General features: G+C 36.2%; 17 protein-coding genes. 4 read left to right on the forward strand and 13 right to left on the reverse strand.

Annotation, left to right across the window (positions count from 1 at the left end; all coding sequences use genetic code 11):
- Nucleotides 1–244 precede the first annotated feature (244 nt).
- The 7 genes from ACJJVP_RS07220 to ACJJVP_RS07250 form a co-directional block, all read right to left on the reverse strand.
- The gene (locus ACJJVP_RS07220) at nucleotides 245–448 is read right to left on the reverse strand and encodes an antitoxin Xre/MbcA/ParS toxin-binding domain-containing protein (RefSeq protein WP_396632899.1); all 204 of its coding nucleotides are present in this window, start codon (nucleotides 446–448) and stop codon (nucleotides 245–247) included.
- 50 nt (nucleotides 449–498) lie between these two features.
- Nucleotides 499–942 (reverse strand): hypothetical protein, encoded by a 444-nt coding sequence (locus tag ACJJVP_RS07225; RefSeq protein WP_405412172.1) that lies wholly within the window; start codon nucleotides 940–942, stop codon nucleotides 499–501.
- 112 nt (nucleotides 943–1054) lie between these two features.
- Complete coding sequence (locus ACJJVP_RS07230) at nucleotides 1055–4168, reverse strand: hypothetical protein (RefSeq protein ID WP_405412174.1); 3114 nt, start codon at nucleotides 4166–4168, stop codon at nucleotides 1055–1057.
- Entirely contained in the window at nucleotides 4161–5018 is an 858-nt protein-coding gene (locus ACJJVP_RS07235; RefSeq protein WP_405412175.1) for a hypothetical protein, read from the reverse strand. Before ACJJVP_RS07235 ends, ACJJVP_RS07230 begins: the two co-directional genes overlap by 8 nt.
- Nucleotides 5011–5982, reverse strand: a complete 972-nt coding sequence (locus ACJJVP_RS07240; protein WP_405412177.1) for a hypothetical protein — start codon at nucleotides 5980–5982, stop codon at nucleotides 5011–5013. The genes ACJJVP_RS07235 and ACJJVP_RS07240 overlap by 8 nt, the downstream gene beginning before the upstream one ends.
- Nucleotide 5983: 1 nt before the next feature.
- Nucleotides 5984–7246 carry a GTPase-associated system all-helical protein GASH gene (locus tag ACJJVP_RS07245; RefSeq protein WP_405412180.1) on the reverse strand — a complete coding sequence of 421 codons (1263 nt, stop codon included), beginning with the start codon at nucleotides 7244–7246 and terminating at the stop codon, nucleotides 5984–5986.
- 318 nt (nucleotides 7247–7564) lie between these two features.
- On the reverse strand, nucleotides 7565–8233 hold the full coding sequence (locus tag ACJJVP_RS07250) for a recombinase family protein (protein WP_405412182.1): 669 nt from the start codon (nucleotides 8231–8233) through the stop codon (nucleotides 7565–7567).
- A gap of 348 nt (nucleotides 8234–8581) precedes the next feature.
- On the opposite strand from ACJJVP_RS07250, the gene ACJJVP_RS07255 reads away from it, so the two are divergent.
- The 4 genes from ACJJVP_RS07255 to ACJJVP_RS07270 all read left to right on the forward strand — a co-directional run bounded on the left by ACJJVP_RS07255 (nucleotide 8582) and on the right by ACJJVP_RS07270 (nucleotide 11376).
- Nucleotides 8582–9019, forward strand: coding sequence for an RNA polymerase sigma factor (locus ACJJVP_RS07255; RefSeq protein WP_405412185.1), 438 nt, complete (start codon nucleotides 8582–8584; stop codon nucleotides 9017–9019).
- Complete coding sequence (locus ACJJVP_RS07260) at nucleotides 9019–9561, forward strand: hypothetical protein (RefSeq protein WP_405412187.1); 543 nt, start codon at nucleotides 9019–9021, stop codon at nucleotides 9559–9561. The genes ACJJVP_RS07255 and ACJJVP_RS07260 overlap by 1 nt, the downstream gene beginning before the upstream one ends.
- Entirely contained in the window at nucleotides 9542–10621 is a 1080-nt protein-coding gene (locus ACJJVP_RS07265; protein WP_405412189.1) for a hypothetical protein, read from the forward strand. The genes ACJJVP_RS07260 and ACJJVP_RS07265 overlap by 20 nt, the downstream gene beginning before the upstream one ends.
- Nucleotides 10622–10713: 92 nt before the next feature.
- The gene (locus tag ACJJVP_RS07270; RefSeq protein WP_405412191.1) at nucleotides 10714–11376 is read left to right on the forward strand and encodes a hypothetical protein; all 663 of its coding nucleotides are present in this window, start codon (nucleotides 10714–10716) and stop codon (nucleotides 11374–11376) included.
- Between the two features lie 321 nt (nucleotides 11377–11697).
- Here ACJJVP_RS07270 and ACJJVP_RS07275 read toward each other — a convergent pair whose 3' ends face one another.
- The 6 genes from ACJJVP_RS07275 to ACJJVP_RS07300 all read right to left on the reverse strand — a co-directional run bounded on the left by ACJJVP_RS07275 (nucleotide 11698) and on the right by ACJJVP_RS07300 (nucleotide 18484).
- Nucleotides 11698–13665 (reverse strand): heavy metal translocating P-type ATPase, encoded by a 1968-nt coding sequence (locus ACJJVP_RS07275; RefSeq protein WP_405412193.1) that lies wholly within the window; start codon nucleotides 13663–13665, stop codon nucleotides 11698–11700.
- Complete coding sequence (locus ACJJVP_RS07280; RefSeq protein WP_405412196.1) at nucleotides 13665–14036, reverse strand: DUF3703 domain-containing protein; 372 nt, start codon at nucleotides 14034–14036, stop codon at nucleotides 13665–13667. Before ACJJVP_RS07280 ends, ACJJVP_RS07275 begins: the two co-directional genes overlap by 1 nt.
- 55 nt (nucleotides 14037–14091) lie before the next feature.
- On the reverse strand, nucleotides 14092–14508 hold the full coding sequence (locus tag ACJJVP_RS07285) for a Fur family transcriptional regulator (protein WP_405412199.1): 417 nt from the start codon (nucleotides 14506–14508) through the stop codon (nucleotides 14092–14094).
- Between the two features lie 11 nt (nucleotides 14509–14519).
- Nucleotides 14520–16700: a TonB-dependent receptor gene (locus tag ACJJVP_RS07290; RefSeq protein WP_405412200.1), complete on the reverse strand. Its 2181-nt coding sequence runs from the start codon at nucleotides 16698–16700 to the stop codon at nucleotides 14520–14522.
- A 60-nt stretch (nucleotides 16701–16760) separates the two neighbouring features.
- Complete coding sequence (locus ACJJVP_RS07295; RefSeq protein ID WP_405412201.1) at nucleotides 16761–17180, reverse strand: DUF6660 family protein; 420 nt, start codon at nucleotides 17178–17180, stop codon at nucleotides 16761–16763.
- Nucleotides 17181–17473: 293 nt separating this feature from the next.
- On the reverse strand, nucleotides 17474–18484 hold the full coding sequence (locus ACJJVP_RS07300) for a tyrosine-type recombinase/integrase (protein WP_405412203.1): 1011 nt from the start codon (nucleotides 18482–18484) through the stop codon (nucleotides 17474–17476).
- Nucleotides 18485–18486: the final 2 nt, after the last annotated feature.

Here is an 18486-nt window from a genome sequence, read left to right on the forward strand (position 1 = left end):
CATCAGAAAATAGATAGAAAAACACACGCAGATCCCCATTGGGATAAAATTCAAAATATTTATTTTATTTCTTTTGAAAAATCTGTTTTCCATCATTTGCGAAAATTATCCATAACATTAAGGACCATACGTGGTCAGGTGGTGTCATTTTGCACAATACCGATTTACCCCCTCTGTTTAACCATCCTTTATTTGAACTTTACGAATTACGACATGGTGTCCTAACTCTTGCTTTATTTGAACTTTAAGCCAAGATACCGTGTTCAATTCTTCCTAAAGCATACATAACCTTCTGTACGCCTCTTGAACTCTTTAAAAGTGATTCAGGGGTTATCCCGCCCAAGGCTTTTGACTTTGTCTTTAACCACTTTTCAAAGTTAGTTTTATCTTCGAAAACTGATTCGCCGTATTCCTTTAATCGAATTTGTTCTTTCTTTAAGTTTTCCATTCTATAATTTGATGGTTATGATTAACGACGTGGTGTCCTAACTTATCCGTTTATTGAACTTTAATGCACTTTTTTATAAAATCTAAATCTTTAATACTGAATTCATGGGCCTCCCCATTTTCAATAGAATATTCTCCCGATTTAATCAACTTCGCATAATCTAATTCAAATGATTCGATGATATGCCCTAATTTATCTAATCCTTTCAGGTTTTTTTCAGGTACAACCAACAAATTTCCAAAGGTAAGATGATTAATATATGTCTTAGCTAAAATAAAATTTTCGCTAATAGTTAAAATAAAATCTCTAGTCGTATTACAGTACCGCAACATAACTTCGCCATTTTGATTCTTTGAAATATCAATAATTAAATCAGATATCGTCCATGTTCTTGAACTGGGTAATAATGTCGAAGCACCAATCAAAAAAGGTATGGTTAAGCCTGTGGCTCCCTTGGATTTACATTCTAATAATTTATACCAATAGGTAATCATCCTTTATTTGAACTTTGAAAGAAGATACTAAAAATCACATAAACAATAAACTCTTTACAAAAGGTGGGATTTGTATAGAGTTTGGACTATCGTAACATTTTTTAGAATCTTCTTAGGGAAATGCTTTAAATATCAACCAGTATGTAAAAGCAGCTGCTGTATCCGAAGCTAATTGTTTTGCATTTTCTGGTCTTCTATCAGTATCTTCCTCTTCCTCTTCCGTTTTCTTTTTGCTTGGTTGTCCAATTATATCGGAGATACCTCTAACAACCCCAATCATCATCTGGCTATTACCTCTTCCTTGCCGCATAGCAGCTTTTGCAAAACCAAAACCCTCCATTTCAACTGCAGAAGTATCATTGTAGTGTTTGGTTAAAATATCACCTATTTCTGATTCATAATGCTCAATAATTTGTTCTCCAGAGGCAATAATTCCCAAATCAGCCTTTACAACTTGATTCCATCCATTTTTAATTAATGATTTCCAGTCCTCTTTTCTTCTTTCCTTTTTTGCTATTTCCATAAGAGTGTATGTTGTGGAAGCTAAATCAGGTCTAGCCACAAACGATTTTTTATCTGATTTCCCTGCCTCATAAGAATATATCTCTTTCGGGAAAATTACATCTCCCAGGGAAAAATCATTTGGCTTTCTTGAGCCAGCAATTCCAGCGAAGAAAATTGCAGAAGGCTTGAAATTTCGGATTGCTCTTTCTGTTTCTTGTGCTGCAATTGTGTTTTTTGCACCACATTCACGGATAATGACTTTAGCAATATCTTTCTCATATAATGAAAATATTCCTGCTTCATAGGTGGTGTCATCTTGATCAACTTCTACAACTTCTTTCAGGAATAGTTTAACAGCATCATATTCTTCTTGTATTGCCGTTAAAATAACTACTGTTGGAAGTGATTCTATTGCATTTAATTCGCTTTCTTTTTGTTGTACCATAGGTTTATATTGTGATGTTAGTGGCAGAATCGGACTAGGACGGAGTGATTCCCACCAGCTTAGTTTCACTAGAGATTTAGAAATTTCATAAGCCAACGTGAATGACACATAGTATCTTGATTTATCATAAATTTTACGTGCTGTGGTTGTGAAATTTCTATTTAGAATAATAGTGCCAAGCCTATGAGATTCATATTCCGTGATTTGTGAACTATAGTAGTAGATATAATCACTAAGAAATTTTTCTGGTAGATTATAGAAACTCTCGAAAACCTTTAACACTGGTTCCATATTATTCCTGTTTTTATTTAGGAATGATGTGATATATAATGCAGATGTAAGACGATCGGTTAAAATTTGCTCTATTGAGTCACCATCAATTTCATCTTTGAGTAACCTCGCTAATATTGTGTCGGCTGTTGCTTCAATAAACTTATCCCTAGAACTAATTGGTATGTATTCCCAAACTTCATTGCGACTGGTATAGTCTGAAATATTTGAATAAGTTGTGTGTGAAATATGTTTAAAAACTATGTCATCTACTTTTTTGCCTTGCAATATTAAATCAAAAGCACTGAAAACAATCGCTTGTTCTTTGCCCTTGATACCATAATTAAAAGCTTGCTTTTCGTTGAGAACAGCTGTCCAAATATTTAACCAACAAGAAACTTGTAAATCGAGAGATTTTAAAAGAGACTCATTTTTAATTATTCTTTTTGTCAGTTCTAGAATTAGTTTCTCGTTGCAAGAATCTAGAGTAATGGCTAAGACTTCATTATCTGTAATTTTTTTTAGTATCAAGCTCATACCTATTGAATCCTCAAAACTTAACGGATGTTCAAAAGTCAATTGCTTCTTAACGGCTTCTTCGGGTTTAAAGAGTTTTAATAAAATTTCCGCATGCAACAAATACCATTTCCTTTTTTGTGCCTCAAGCAAAATACTCTTTCCCATTTCAGTTGGTACTTCTTTTGGCAAATGCTTAACTAGAATTGCTTCCGAGCCTTTAAGAGAAGGAATAATTGACAGAATCGTTTTGGAGCAATCTTTTGAGAAGAGTAGGAGTTTCCAAATTGATTTCTGAATAGTCTCTTCCGTATTTGATATGTTTAATTTAAATGTGTTAACTATGGTTTTATGCCACCAAGTTCTGTCTTTTTCATTTATAACGATTGCTGAAACTTCTGAAAGCATTTCAATATGCCTAAACTGTGGATCGCTAAATGCTTTATTAATTATTGCATTTACGAGATTTTCACCATTTTCATCACCTTGATTAAAGGAGATCCAAGGGACGTTTCTTAGTCCTTTTATATTGGTCTCTAAACCATAGTTAATTAACTCGCTATACTTTTTAAGAAATTTCGATTTAACAATATTACCAAGATTCTTCTTTGGTGAAAGCTTAGCAAGAATTCTTAAATCACGCCTTAACAGGTCAGGGTCATTTAGTTTGTCTAAATCAATATAATCTGCGTATAAAATGTCCCCCTGGGTATATGTGTTCAAATCGTCAAGATTCGCACCAATGTTTTTAAGAAATTCATAAAATGGGTTTTCTATTTGTTCACCTAGAAACAAGGCTTCTGTGGGTGATGTGATTTCAATTAAGTCATTCTCTTCTCCACTGATTAGGCTACTTGCATTCCACCTTGCCAATAGCTCACTTTGAATAAAAACTATTGTTAAATCATCTGAAGTTTCTATGTCTTTGGGTGAAAAACTGGCTCTAAACTTAAGTTGTTCTTTGAATGTATTTATAGGGGAATTCCATAGTTTGTTAAGAATTGACTCAAAAGAGCCTATATCACCCGTAAACAAAATAGGTAAATCACCTTTAATAAATGATGAGAGTGATTTTTGAATAAATATTGGTTGCCTGTCTTCAAAGGTTTGCTCAGCGTGTTCAACCTTAAGTAATATGGGTTCCAAATTGGTTCTTTCAATGGGAATTTCAGATATAAAAAGGTGTAGAATACTCTTTAAATCATTGAAATCATTAAGCAATGCTATTTCTGTAATCAAAACATGTGTTAGAACCATGCCAGAGCGACTAGCTTGTGAATCAGGAAAGGTTTTAGTAAAAACGTAATATTTCTTAAAAGCTGAACCTGAGAGATATGGTTTAAGAGTAACGCCAGGTGTCAGTGAACCGGGTCTATCCGTAAATCTGATTAAGAATGAAGTTAGTTCAGAATCATCAATAGTTTGATGAATTTTGGAATGAGCTTTGTTGACTTCACCATAAAAGGCTTGATGGATAATAATCTTACTCATGGCCTATAAAATACCAAATTAAACTTGTTAAATCCTTATTTCGGCTTCCACCTTTATCAACGAAATATCCAAAATTTATAGGTTCCTTATCCATAAAGTCTTCATTAGGGTCATCTGTAAGTGATTTCCCTGTTGATGATAAGCCTATAATTGAAAGTGATTCTTTTTGCCAGTTATTATTCAAGAAATCAAATAACATAGGAAGCCTCTCATGAAGTAAAGTTGAAGGAACCTGATCTGCAGGAAGGTCAAGTTCATCCCAACAGGATAAAACCACGGTAAAGTTAGGCTCAAAAATTGTAGAGTATGTTGAAAGTCCTTTTATATATGCTAATGTTTGAATTAATTCTACATAGAAGGCCGCTTCAGATATCTTTACGGGAGGCGGTTGACTATTCCTTTTTTGAATTTCTTCTGCACTTGGAATTCCTTTATTAACGATATCCTCTAGAGGAGTTAGTTCGTTAAGTCGAATGAACAATACCCATGATGTACTATTTTCAATGTAGTCTTGCCATAAATCATTGACCTTTCTATTATCTACAATTGAGGTGATTTGTTCACCTGCATAGTCTGGAAAAGACAATTTAACCTCAGAGTTCTTTTCATCTGTTATTTTTAGTTCAATACTTCGGTTGGCACTAGCTTCTGTATGTGCGGCCCTTTTTCCATTATAAATGTTTTTTAATCCGTCTTCAAAAATTGATAAGTCAGAAGGGCGGTTTTGAGGATCGATTTTAAATTCAAACTGACGACTGTTTATACGTTCGTACAATTGAATACCAAAATGAGTCTTACCTGTATTTGGGCCTCCAATTATCAAAATATTATGTTTTTCCATATCATTCATTGATAGTGCGTTTTGAAAGAAACATATCCTCGGGTTTGGCTACTGAAATTTTTGGAAGTGTATTGTGATTTTGTTCCAATACCTCCATAATCCAGTTAACTGATTTTAAAATAGCCTTATGAAATTTTCCCCTATCGCCCTCTTGAACGCTAGTTTCAAATTGATTGAAATGTTTAAATGGAGTAGCTTCTATATGTGTTACAATTTGTTTTTTAGTCTGTTGGGCTAACTCTAAGTCTGATTTAGACCATATTAGACCAATTGGTCGATCGGTGATGTTTTCAATTAACCGATCCGCAACTTGTTTAAGTTGTCGTTTGGCGTTACCTCGTTGACTACCAGAAAGCATATCATTGTCTGCAAAAAGTAAAAAACCATCACAGTTTTCATATATCCACTGAGCACCGATTGCATTTTCGCTATTGACATTATTACTCCAGTGATCAAACCATTCACCAGGTGCATCTGTGAAAATTAGGTCTATATTTTTGCCTGCTTTATTTTTTAAGGATAAATGTAGTAACCCTGGAACTCTCCCTGAGTTATTGGTAGTATGGTCTGGAAACTGAATTTCTGCATTACTTTTCCAACTCAGATACCATGCAATATCTTCCCAGCCGTTGAGAGTAAGGGAACCAGAAAAACTATATTCACCTATTTTAGCGCCCTGTCTAATAAGACAGTATAGTGTGGCTAAAAAAGTTGTTTTCCCAGCACTTGCAACTCCTGTAACTCCTATAAAAATTGGCTTTCTTGATGCTGTTAAAAAATTAAGATCATTAAGCCCCATTGTATTTCCTGTCCAAGAGATTCTGTGTCCTTCATCATCTAATGGTTGTTTGTCTTCCTTTTTAAGAGTTTCCTTTTTACCATAGAATTTGCAATCTAAAAGATTTATGCATCCTTCAATATTGCATCCACTATCCTCAGGGTAACATTTAGGTTGTGAGCAATTTCCAGCCATATTACTTTGAGCTTAGTCTTTTGGTGAGTAAATCATGGAAAATTGCGACAGATAAATCTTCAATAAAAATCTCATCATCTTCCTTAATTCCTGTTCTTTCAGTAAATTCTTTGAGTTCAGCCTTATTATTTAGGAAGAGAACGATAAAATCAGTTACACTAATTCTTCCTTCTGATTCATTTATTTCGGGCAAAAGGTTGGTTATTTCAGATTTGGTTGAATCTTTTGTTAAGGAGTTAAAGAAGTCCTTAAACTTTATTTGTTCACCTTTTTTTTCAATTAAAATCAACAAGGTATCCCTCAAAAGATAGTCTACGCTTATTGGAGTTATTTTGGCAACCTGCTCGTTTAGGTCTCTTCCCATTATTATTGGAAGAATAGATTGTGATACTTCTCTGTAACTCTTCTTGAGCGAAGGAGAATAAAGAGTTTCTTTCCACCACAATAGTTTACTTCTCCTTTCCACTGCAAGAATTGATGAAAAAGAAGATTTGAGAGTTGAATCAAGTGACTTCTTAAAATCGGCAAAAAATTTATTTAAAGGATCCTCTATTGAAGTCGGTGAAAATGTTTTAGCAAAGGTGTTAAATGCCTCATTGAAAGAATTAGATATTCCTTCAGTGGCTTTTGTAGCAAAATGCTCACCCCATTGCTCAGGATGTTGGTATGGATTATGGTTACTTGGGTCTCTTTTTGCAGCTGCAAGTAATTTTGGTTTTAGCAATGATGCATCAAACGTTGCTTGACCAAATTTTAAATCTGTAAATTTTAAATTACTAATCTTTATTTTTGGTTCTTCTTCAATAAGAGACCATTCTTCTATAGCATGGTTTTCCGCCATTTTCCCCAATTCAGTTAATAGGGTATGGACAATTTCCTTTTCCCTACCAAGTTTCATATAAGGATAGAAATTTGTAGACGTTAGGTAGATAATTCTTGCTGCAACAGGATCTTTACTTCCTAATTCCATCAATGCATTTAGAATAACACCCCTATGGATATTTCTAGGCATATCAGGATATTTTCCCCTAAGTGCCTTCCAATATTTAGTGACAATTTCTTCAACATCTTTAAGTATTGGTTCCCTGTCCGAAATATTCGGGTCGAGTGCCACCAAAGAATACCTTGGTAATTGGGAGTAATTCTTTTGTAAATACTTAACTAGGGCTGCAACAGATTGTTCAAGCCATTTTAGCCTTTCGTCACTATCGCCAATATCAAATAGACCAGACTTTAGCGTTGATTGTAAAAAATTATCATCCATGTTTCATAATATTAATATTCACATATTGAAAAAAATTCGTGAGCATGTTAATCCATAAAGATCGTCAAACTGGTCAAAAAGAAATACTTACATAACCATTTGTTATACCTTATAGTTAACAAATCGATGAAATGTAGGAATTTATAGACGAACGTAGACTAAGAAATCAATTTTTATGGATTTAGTTAACACTTGATAGGTCAAACTATAATCTTTGTATTACGGCTTTTGTCCATAGTCTTAGAATTGAGGTCGAACTCTCTAAAATCTAATTAAAAAAACCTCACTCTTTACAAATTCCGCTTTTTTTAAAGAGTCTTATTTATTTTTCTTTAAATGTTTTTTGCAAAGTGCAGTTTCAAGTTCTTGTTCAGTATCCCAGAAAACGATACCACAATCCTTACAATTTCTTCTACCCTGAATCGCTAGATATTTGTAGAGAGTAGGTTTAGATTTAATACCGACCAATTTCATTATATCTATAATAGGCAATTTATTCTCTTGATAATATGAAGCTGCCAACATCGCTTTCTGCTTAGCCTCTTTTCCAAGTCCTTTTTTACGTCCCAATTGTATACCCCTTCTTCTTGCACTCTTAAGACCGGCAGTGGTCCGCTCGATTATGATATCACGTTCCAATTGTGCCACGGCCCCGAACAGTGTAATTATAAATTTGCCATGGGCAGAAGTCGTATCAATGAACGGGTCATTTATACTTTTGAATTTAACGCCAAGTTTCTCGAACTGATCGACCAATTTTAACAGGTGGGAAATACTCCTGGCAATTCGGTCGAGTTTCCAGACGATGACCGTATCCCCTTCCCTAAGTTTAGAAATCATTAAATCTAAGTCATGTCGTTCTGACTTGGCACCGGAAGAAACATCTCGATAGATATTTTTCTCGGCTACACCTTCTTTTAATAGTGCATCAATCTGTAAACTGGGATTTTGGGTTTTCGTACTGACCCTTACATAACCAAATAGCATAATGAGTATAATTATAGCTCTAAAAATATACTATTAAATTATACCGATAAAATGAACCGCTATTTATTTGAAATTCGATTTGATTAAAAAGTTCAATAAAACGGTCGTTTGCTTAAACTTAATAGTAATTCAGGAAACTTGTATTCTAAAACAGCAGTCTTTCCAATTTATTCGTACTTTTTTCCAATGTATGCAACCATTCACTTTTCGGGTTGTCTTTAATAATAAATATAGCAAATAAACATCTTGGCAGAGGAGATTCGTTTTAGGCATAAGATTCTCATTGAAAAATGTAAGAGAAAGGATAGAAGTTCACAATATAGGTTGTTTGAACTCTATGTGGATGCCATGTACAATGTAGGGATGCGTTTCATGGGCAATAGGGAAGATGCGGAAGATATTGTTCAGGATAGCTTTATCGATGCTTTCAGAAAATTGGACAGTTTCAAATATGAAAGCTCTTTCGGAGCATGGTTAAAACGAATCGTAATAAATAAATGTATCAACGCTCTCAAAGCCAACCGTATATCCAGCATCCCGATCAATAGAAATGAACTTATTTCAGAAGATAATGAAGGCGTTGACGATACTGCGGTCGATATTGAAAGATTAAAGTTAGGCATATCAAGACTGCCCATCGGATATAAACAGATTATCAACCTTTACCTCATAGACGGCTATGACCATGGGGAGATCGGGGAGATTTTAGGCATAGCGACATCCACCTCTAAATCGCAATACCATAGGGCTAAGAAAAAACTCATTTTAATTTTAAAAGAATTGTAATGGACAATATTGAAAAACACATTCGTCAAAACCTTTCTCAGTTCGATCAGGAGAAAGCAGATAGGTCCAAAATTTGGGCGAACATAAATGAAGCACTTCAACAAAATTCGCCTCAAGAAATTCCATTTAGGAGAAGGCCTATCTTCAGGATTGCAGCCAGTCTATTGCTGATAATAGGTCTGGCCGGTCTTACGGGTATTTACGTACTGGGTAAAAATGAACCTAGTTCAACCGAATACACTACCAATCAAATATTGGAAATAGATAAGCATTACAGAGGATTGGTAGCCTACCAAGTAGATTTGTTGGAGAAAGAAGTCAAACTTTCTGCAGATGATAAGGCAGAATTTTTAACGTTTATGAAGGAACTTGATGATGAGTACCGAAAACTAAAAGAAGAAACAAGCAACAACGTAAATAATAAGAAGGTACTGCAAGCCATAGTGGCAAATTATAAAAAGCGCATTGAGCTAATTGAAGATTTACTAAAACAGTTGAACGAGGTCGACACTAAAGCTAATAATGATGACTACATCCTTTAAAACCATTAAGTTGTTACTATCTCTACTGTTTGCCGCTAATGCGGCAATCGCCCAGGAATGGATTTCTAAAACCACTGAGAAAAGTTTTCCGCTGAGTAGATTGCACGAGCTTCAATTGGATAATAGGTATGGCGACATAACCGTTACGGGATGGGATAAAAAGGAGGTTTCGGTCAAAATATCAATTCAGGTAACGACTGGTGAGAACAAAATTTCAAAGGAAGTTCTCCAACGTATTGATCCGGTTTTCAAATCGGATGAGAACATTGTCTCGGTTATCTCGCGCATTTCGAAGTCGGAGCTCAGTTGGTTCAAAAGTATTTTCAAATCAGGCGATCGAGACAACAGTCAGATTCAAATAGACTATATGGTTTATGCGGCACGAGAAGCAAAACTTAAGATTATCAATCGTTTTGGCAATGTGGTCTTAAACCAATGGGAAGGCCCCTTGAATTCCTTCGTTGAACATGGTGATATACAAATCAACGATAATTTGGCCAAGGCAGATATTTCCATTGAATTTGGAAAACTAGAAGCAAAAGAGATTCAATTGGCAAATCTCAATTTAAAAAACGCAGCACTTATAATGGACGGTTCCAATGCGCTAAAGATAAGCAGCAGGGGTACGAACATGAAAATAGGAACTGTAAACACCTTGGATATGGATTCGAATAAGGACATTATCGAGTTAAAAGAAGTGAGTACGATTTTTGGTTATTCCAAATTTGGAAGTCTAAAAATAAAGTCTCTGACACACAGTTTGAACTTAGGAATGAAAATCGTGGATTTGACCGTTCAAAAAATATCAGGGGAAGGCACCCAACTTTTAATCGAACAAGAGTCTTCAAAGATCTTTTTAGGAATAACCGATTTTTCACATCGGTTTTCAGCTACTTTAGAGCAAGGTGTCGTTCGAATTCCCAAAGCATTCGAAAACGTGCATTCCAATATTATGAACAAAGCGAAAAAACTTCGTGAAATCGAAGGTACTTATGGTATCACAAAATCAGGAAAAATAGATATTATAGGGTCTAAAGGTATAATAACCTTGAAGGAGTGATGTCGGAACGTTATAATGCAACCTTTCCTTTTTTAAACTGTCTTTAAGATAACCAGTTAGAAATACCTAGCACAAAAACTAATGAAACAGATATGAAAAAACTTGCTCTACCCTTATTAGTACTAATTTCCTTTATATCGGGAAACGCCCAAGTTAACAATGACGAGGAGTATATTACTTTCAACGACAGAAACAACAAGGTTCACGGTGTCTATCTAGGTCTAGGCGCACATTATGGTGAGCTAAGTGGAAAGGCAGCTTATGGGGGAAGTTTTAAAATAGCCTACGTTGCTAATCAACGTTTTGAAATTGGTCTAGCGATAACAGGTTTTGAGTCTGACCAACCTTTGATTGCTGATTCGGAGATAGATCACATAGTTACAGCCGGAACTGTTGGAATTCATTTGGAACCAATAATGTTTAGTGACAAAAGGGTAAGTTTATCTTTTCCTCTTGTAGTGGGAGCAGGTGTTGCAGGGTACAGAATCCTATCAGGACCAGATTTTGATGAAGATTTTCAAAACACTGAGTTGGAAGATTATAATGCTGTTTTTCTGATAGAGCCAGGTGTTAGTACGCTTTTTAATTTATCAAGATACATACAATTAGAGGCGGGGATAAAGTATAGACTTACTGGAAAATTGAATTTAGCTACAAGTCCAATAGAAAGGTTAAACGGTTTTACCGCCGGCATTGGTCTAAAAGTTGGCGTTTTCAATATGGGCAGAAACCGATACAAGAAAAAGCTGGACTAGTACATTTAAACCCACCCCTAATTGAACTTTCAAAATTACTTTTAAAGTCTATAAAAAGGTATTAATAATTATACCTTACCTGAAGTCTTTTAAAGAGTTTAATTGTCCATTCCTATCGATAAACTATTGGAAAGTTTAGCAAAACGCTAATTTTCAGAGGGGTCAGACGGTCGTTTATTTATACTTTTTTAGTTCCGTAAAACGTGAATTATCGGAACTATTAAAAAGAACGACAAATGGAACTGGATAAGGATATGTTTGACGCGAATATCGATAGTGCCGAGAAACGGCCCTTTTTTGGAGCTTAGTTAAAAGAATAAATTACTCCCACTCCATCCTTTGCAACCGCACCGCATTCAATATAGCTAACAAAGCAACTCCCACATCCGCAAAAACCGCTTCCCACATTGTTGCGAGGCCACCTGCACCCAAAATGAGTACTATGATTTTAACTCCAAAAGCCAATGCAATATTTTGCCAAACGATACTTCTAGTTGAGCGACCTATCTGAATAGCACGTGCAATCTTGCTCGGTTGGTCGTTTTGGATGATGACATCCGCTGTTTCGATTGCGACATCACTACCTAAGCCTCCCATTGCAATTCCTACATCACTTACAGCCAAAACAGGAGCATCGTTGATACCATCGCCTATAAAGGCAACCTTTGTATCCGGTTGCGCTTTGAGCTTTTCTACTTCATTGAGTTTATCTTCAGGTAATAAGCCACCCTTTGCCCAATCGATGCCTAGCTCTTTCGCAACTTTTTGGGTAATGGAATCTTTATCCCCAGAAAGCATAATGATTTTGGAAATCCCTGATTTCCTAATCTGTTTAATTGCTTGGTGCGCATCTTCCTTCAGTTCGTCGGCAATGGTAACGTAGCCAGCAAATTTTCCGTCAATGGCGACCATTACAATTGATTCTACGATATTATCCGTTTCCGAGGGAACCTCTATGTTGTTCGAGGTCATCAATGCTTTGTTGCCTACCAACACCGTCCTTCCGTTGACCGTTCCCTTCAATCCCTTTCCAGCAACTTCTGAGACATCGGTCGCTTCAAAATCCACACCTTCGGCTTTATATTCCAGAATTGCTTTTGCAATCGGATGGGTAGATTGTTCTTCCATGGCCATTAGATACTCCATAAATTCAGCCTCTGTAAAAGACGAGCTGTTTACTACTTCCTTAATCTTAAATACCCCCTTAGTAACCGTTCCCGTTTTGTCCATTACAACAGTATTCACTTTTGTCATTGCATCAAGAAAAGACGCGCCTTTGAACAGAATCCCGTTTCGAGATGCCGCACCCAAACCACCGAAATAACCCAAAGGAATCGAAATGACCAATGCACAGGGACAGGAAATCACAAGGAATATCAAAGCCCTATAAAGCCAATCTCTAAATACATAATCATCAACAAAGAAATAGGGAAGCAACGTTAGACCTATAGCGAGAAAAACAACGATCGGTGTATAAATACGAGCAAATTTTCTAATGAAAAGTTCGGTTTTGGATTTGCGAGCGGTTGCATTTTGAACCATATCTAGTATGCGTGCAATAGAACTATCTTTAAATTTTTTGGTAGTTTCAACTTCTATTACTCCATCGAGATTAATACTTCCAGCAAATACAGCTGCGCCTTTCTGGATGGTATCTGGTTTGCTTTCTCCCGTAAGGGCTGCGGTATTAAAAGAACCTTTTTCTGAAAGTAGAATTCCATCGAGAGGTACTTTCTCGCCTACACGTACTTGAATTTTTTCGCCTATCGCTACAGTTTCAGGATGAACAGAAACGAAGTCGCCATTACGTGATACCAGAGCTTCATTAGGTCGTACATCTAATAATGTCTTGATGTTTCCTTTTGCCCGATTAACGGCTGCTTGTTGGAATAATTCGCCAACTGCATAAAACAACATTACGGCCACGCCTTCGGGATATTCGCCTATCGCAAAAGCTCCCAAAGTGGCAATGGACATCAATAGAAATTCCGTGAAGAAATCTCCATTTTTGATACTGTTCCATCCTTCCTTGATTACTGGAAACCCTACTGGAATGTAAGCTATCGTGTACCAAACAATTCTGACCCATCCCTTGAAAAAAGGAATAGCATCGAAATAATCAACCGCAATACCAATCATTAGCATTACTAAGCTGAAAATCGCAGGCAGATACGTTTTAAAATTAGACACTTCATCTGGACTGCTGTGATTGTGTCCATCATCGTGACTGTGCTCCCCCTCATGATTCTTAGAATCTAAATCCCGTAAGTTTATTTTTTTCTTTTTCATTAACTTTTTCTGTAATTATTCAAAATAAGCGTTAAGTCTCGTGGTATTTCCATCTTCTTCATAGGTGACACATTACTTCCACCTGTATTTCCAATTGGTACACGGTCAATGAACGATTTCCAACCGCCAACAAGTAATCGCATTAGTTGTCCTAAGACTTCTTCGAACTTTTTTTGTCTAAAACCAAATTTAAGCATCAGCCAATGGGAATATGTATGTTGAAAAGGATAAGATTGCCCCAATACGTGCGAACGTTCAAGATGATGCCATGCCCTTGTTAAATCATTCTTTTGAAGGAATGAACGATACTGTTCAATCTCTTTTAAGTAATGTCCTTTTAGTCCGCTTGGAATAGTTGTGTTGAATTTCATGGATTACTATTTTTTAATGCAAGGTACACTATGGAATCATGCAACAGAAGTGCATTTATTGCAGGCTGCATTTGTCACAGATTCCCTTCAATACCAAATTCGCATCTTCTGCAATGTAACCGTCCGGAAGATTGATATGTGGAATTTTATGTTCCGTAAGACAGACCGTCTCCTTACAGTTGTTACAATGGAAATGAAGGTGCAAATCCTGTTCGATGGCACAATTACAGCCTTCCTCACATAGTGCATATTTGGTCATGCCCGTACCATCGTCTATCTGATGGACTATCGCTTTATCCTCGAACGTCTTTAGGGTTCTGTACAAAGTTGTCCTATCTGCCTTTGCAAAAGCGTTTTCGATGTCAGATAGGGTTTTGGCCGTTTCGCTTTCGGCCAAGAATCGGAAGACCAACAAACGCATTGCCGTAGGGCGGACCCCTTTTTCTTCCATAAATTTGTCTGCTTGTATCATTGTATTGTCAGTTAATCGTTGTCTTCGTTTCCAAATGGTTTAAAAATAAGGCCTACGCTAAAGATAAATCCGTCCGTGGGGGCATAGATTTCTGGAAAGGTAGGATTTTCGTGTGGGGGCAATACCAAAGGAGAGAATCGGCTCTGCCTCCTATCCGTGAAATTTTCAAAATTAATGAATGTGCTTCCCCATTTAAAGTTGCGCATCAACAAGAGCCCCATGGTTACGAAATCAGTAGTTTCCGTTCCATTGGATAGTAATTGTTTCCCTGTATAATAGGTCTCATACCCAATACGCCATTTTTCGGATTCATACATTAAAATACTCCCCGCATTATGCTTGGCGGTCAAGGGTTTTTGAGGATTGCCAGGTAAATAATTCAATCTCGCGTTAATAAGCGCGTAGTTTAGGAACCATCGAAAATCCCTGAAGGTGAATTTGATATTCGTCTCCGAGCCTTTGCTCAAGATTTCCCCCGTCGCATTTTCAAACTGGAACTGGCCATTATCCAAAGAGTTGAGCAATAGGCCATTTCTGATAGCGGTCAAATAAAACAATTGATTGACCGAAAAGCCCAGCTCGTCCGATAATCTTGTTTGATAATTAAAATCAAGGTTCAGACCGTACGACCGTTCGGCTTTCATAGTTCCCCTATCGATTGGAAGTACGTCCCTGAAATTGATGAACTCTGCTTCTTCCGTAAAAATATCAGGGATTTTATATCCCAGTCCACCACCAATCCTACTTGAAAAACTAGTATCAGATTTGTAAAGCAAGGAGACCCTCGGGAGTGGAAAGAATCCCCAATCCTCAGCATAATCTGTTCGAACACCTGTTTCAAGAATCCATCGGTCCGAAAGGTCATAGATACTATTTGCGAATAGTCCATACGTAATATCGCGTTGATTACGTTCAACTGGATTCTCCATTTCATCAAATGATGTAGTGTAAAGGTTAGCTCCCAAGACCCAATCTGATGTTAAGCCCTGTTTCTGATATGAGGCCTCCGAAAAAGTGTTCCATTGCGTTCCTTTGAAAGATAGGTCAGGGATTTCGAGACTTCTATCAAAAAACGCAATGCTATTCTTGACTGAAATGGATTGGGTCGAGTCCAAATGGGTTTCGAATACAGCTTGTGTGCTGATTCGCTTTGAAAGGTTTTCTTCAGTATACTGATGGATTCCATTTTCACCCTCCTCAATCTTCGTAATATCACCTCCTTTTCTATCATCGTACGTTCCGTTGACACCAAACCACACCGTAGTTTTTTCAGAAGGATAATAGAACAATTTGGGATTGAAACTTAAAGAACTCGTACGAGGAAGGTTACTAAATCCATCATCTTCAGGGTCAAAAGCTTTTTGTAAATGACCAGAGCCGTAAAGTGTCCATCCCCATTTTTCGTTACGTTCGCTATAAAAGACATTGCCCGTACTTCCCAAAGCTTGGGTCTGGGTAAGCATGATATCCAGTTCAGGTTCTTCATTAGGGGTTTTGGACACCATATTGACCAAACCTGCAATGGCTCCACCACCGTACAACGTGGAAGAACTTCCCTTTATAATTTCAAACTGTCTCAAATCTAACGGTGGTATTTGTAGGATACTCAAGCCGCTTGAAAAACCACCGTAGAGCGGAAAACCATCTCGAAGGAGCTGGGTGTAACGACCGTCCAAACCCTGTATCCGAATATTGGTGTTGGCACTACTCAACGAAGTCTGTTGCATCTGGATTCCCGTACTTTCACGAAGTACCATGGAAATATTAGTTGGGTTCATTATCGCTTTTTCCCCTAATTCCTCAACCCCGATATACTCTATTCGGGTCGGTATCCTTTGTATGGTTCGGGTGCTTCTTGAGGACCGTACTACCACTTCATCTAAAGCGTTTGCGCTTTCTTTCAAATAAAATACCCAATCGTCTCCTGTAGGTACAACAATATTGGCTTCCAAAGTCTCGAAGCCCAAGTACGAGATTTGGAGATTGTATTGACCTTCGGGTACATCCTCTAATAAGGCTATACCATCAAAATCGGTAGTCACTCCCTTATCCAGACTCTCAATGTAAATGGTCGCCCCGAATAAAGGTTCTTTTTCTTCTGCTGTAAAAATATTGATTTTCAGAGTATTCTGTGCATAACCGAATGCACAGCAAATGAGCATAAGCCAAAGGCTTATTGCATATTTAATCATAGTAATTTGATTTTAATTGACTAATTTTTTTGGAGGGCGATGATGTCATCGCATATGTAATTAGCCAATAATCTTGGGAGGTTGAAAGAGGGTAAATACCGGGTCTTCGCTTACGCTTTCAAAATGGGAAAAACTTTCTTGTATGACCTTAGGTTCGATAGGCTCAAAAATATCCAAATCAAAAACAATGGTGTGCGAATGACAGCAATGGCATTGACAAAATGGTGAGCAAAGTTCGCACTCACCGTGATTTTGATTATGGTCCAAACCCACTTGAAACTCGGTTGTTGATGAATCGGAAATTTGAGCATCATCGCCACAGGGCACTACGTTGAGTGCCAAAAAATATAAGGATAGTATGACCGCTATAAATTTCACAATGCAAAGATAGACGATTTCCAATGCAACTGGATTGCAAATGTAGTTGGGATGCAATTTGTTTAGAACACGTAGTATCGTAAAAGGAACCTTTTTCGGCACTACATTTTATTCTAACGTTCAAAAAAACCTGTTTCGACTTAATTGAACTTGGTACATTTAATCCCACCTTTATTCGAACTTTAAATATTGCTTTTAAAGACTATAAAAAGGTATTTATAATTACACATAACCTAAAGTCTTTTAAAGAGTTTAATTGACCATTCCTATCAATAAACTATTGGAAATTCTAGTGAAACTCTAATATTCAAAGGTGTCAGACGATAGTTTACTCACCACAAAAAAATCATTTCATCAAATTTATTTTAAAATTCTATACTGGAAGTATATTAATTTTACAATTCATTAAGCCAGGTTAAAAGATTTGAATCGTCTAACCATTTCGAAGTTTCTGTAGGGCTTACATTTTTATTAGCTTTTTCAATAGCTTTTCTTTTAGCTGTCATTTCTACTTTTGCATATTTTTCTGTGGTAATAACTGAAGAATGTCCAAGAATATCTCTTATGATATATAATGGAACACCAAATGACAAAAGGTGTACCGCTCTACTATGTCTAATAGTATGAGGTGAAACATTTTTTGGAAAGATAACATTAGTATTTTTTCGCGCTTGGATGATATTTCTTTCAAGTATAACTCTTATGCCTTGACTGGAGAATTGTTCTTTTTGACAATTATAAAATAATGGATGGTGTGCCTCATTTTTATCTATTTTCAAAATGTTCATATAATGCTTTAGATTTTTTATTTGAGTCTCTACAATTGGCACATTTCTGGTTTGATTACCTTTACCTATAATCTGGATTGAATACGGTTTTTTAAAATCTATCATAGAAGGCGTTAAGTCAATTATTTCTTGTACTCGTGCACCTGATTCATATAAAAGAGAAAGCAAGGCAAGATCTCTTATACCTTTTTTTGTTGATAAGTCAGGTTGTTTCAATAGTTCTTTAATTGCATCTATGCTCAAGTACTCAACAAGTTTTGATTGAAATTTTTTACTTTTTATAGATTGAATTTTTTGTGTTTCATGAAGATTCTCTATATCAATATATTGTATATAAGATAAATATGATTTGATAGCAGCTAGCCTGACATTCCTTGTTTGAATCGAGCAATTTCTTTCAAATTCGATAAAATATAGAAATTCTAAAACTGTTTCTTTTGTTAAATGCTTAATTCTAAGTTTTTCAACTTTGATATTCTTCTTGTCATTCATAAAGCTAATCAAGAGCTTCCATGTATCTCGATAACTTTTTACGGTATTTCTTGAATAACCTCTTTCATTTTTTAGGTAATTATGTAAAAAATTAGATATTGTTTCAGAGAAATCGGTTGGTTTCATAA

Origin of the sequence: Maribacter sp. Asnod1-A12 (assembly GCF_045063735.1) — a bacterium.
GTDB lineage: Bacteria > Bacteroidota > Bacteroidia > Flavobacteriales > Flavobacteriaceae > Maribacter.

Coding starts and splice junctions, on each gene's coding strand:
- ACJJVP_RS07220 (WP_396632899.1), bottom strand. CDS start 448: ATGGAAAACTTAAAGAAAGAACAAATTCGATTAAAGGAATACGGCGAA.
- ACJJVP_RS07225 (WP_405412172.1), bottom strand. CDS start 942: ATGATTACCTATTGGTATAAATTATTAGAATGTAAATCCAAGGGAGCC.
- ACJJVP_RS07230 (WP_405412174.1), bottom strand. CDS start 4,168: ATGAGTAAGATTATTATCCATCAAGCCTTTTATGGTGAAGTCAACAAA.
- ACJJVP_RS07235 (WP_405412175.1), bottom strand. CDS start 5,018: ATGAATGATATGGAAAAACATAATATTTTGATAATTGGAGGCCCAAAT.
- ACJJVP_RS07240 (WP_405412177.1), bottom strand. CDS start 5,982: ATGGCTGGAAATTGCTCACAACCTAAATGTTACCCTGAGGATAGTGGA.
- ACJJVP_RS07245 (WP_405412180.1), bottom strand. CDS start 7,246: ATGGATGATAATTTTTTACAATCAACGCTAAAGTCTGGTCTATTTGAT.
- ACJJVP_RS07250 (WP_405412182.1), bottom strand. CDS start 8,233: ATGCTATTTGGTTATGTAAGGGTCAGTACGAAAACCCAAAATCCCAGT.
- ACJJVP_RS07255 (WP_405412185.1), top strand. CDS start 8,582: ATGTACAATGTAGGGATGCGTTTCATGGGCAATAGGGAAGATGCGGAA.
- ACJJVP_RS07260 (WP_405412187.1), top strand. CDS start 9,019: ATGGACAATATTGAAAAACACATTCGTCAAAACCTTTCTCAGTTCGAT.
- ACJJVP_RS07265 (WP_405412189.1), top strand. CDS start 9,542: ATGATGACTACATCCTTTAAAACCATTAAGTTGTTACTATCTCTACTG.
- ACJJVP_RS07270 (WP_405412191.1), top strand. CDS start 10,714: ATGAAAAAACTTGCTCTACCCTTATTAGTACTAATTTCCTTTATATCG.
- ACJJVP_RS07275 (WP_405412193.1), bottom strand. CDS start 13,665: ATGAAAAAGAAAAAAATAAACTTACGGGATTTAGATTCTAAGAATCAT.
- ACJJVP_RS07280 (WP_405412196.1), bottom strand. CDS start 14,036: ATGAAATTCAACACAACTATTCCAAGCGGACTAAAAGGACATTACTTA.
- ACJJVP_RS07285 (WP_405412199.1), bottom strand. CDS start 14,508: ATGATACAAGCAGACAAATTTATGGAAGAAAAAGGGGTCCGCCCTACG.
- ACJJVP_RS07290 (WP_405412200.1), bottom strand. CDS start 16,700: ATGATTAAATATGCAATAAGCCTTTGGCTTATGCTCATTTGCTGTGCA.
- ACJJVP_RS07300 (WP_405412203.1), bottom strand. CDS start 18,484: ATGAAACCAACCGATTTCTCTGAAACAATATCTAATTTTTTACATAAT.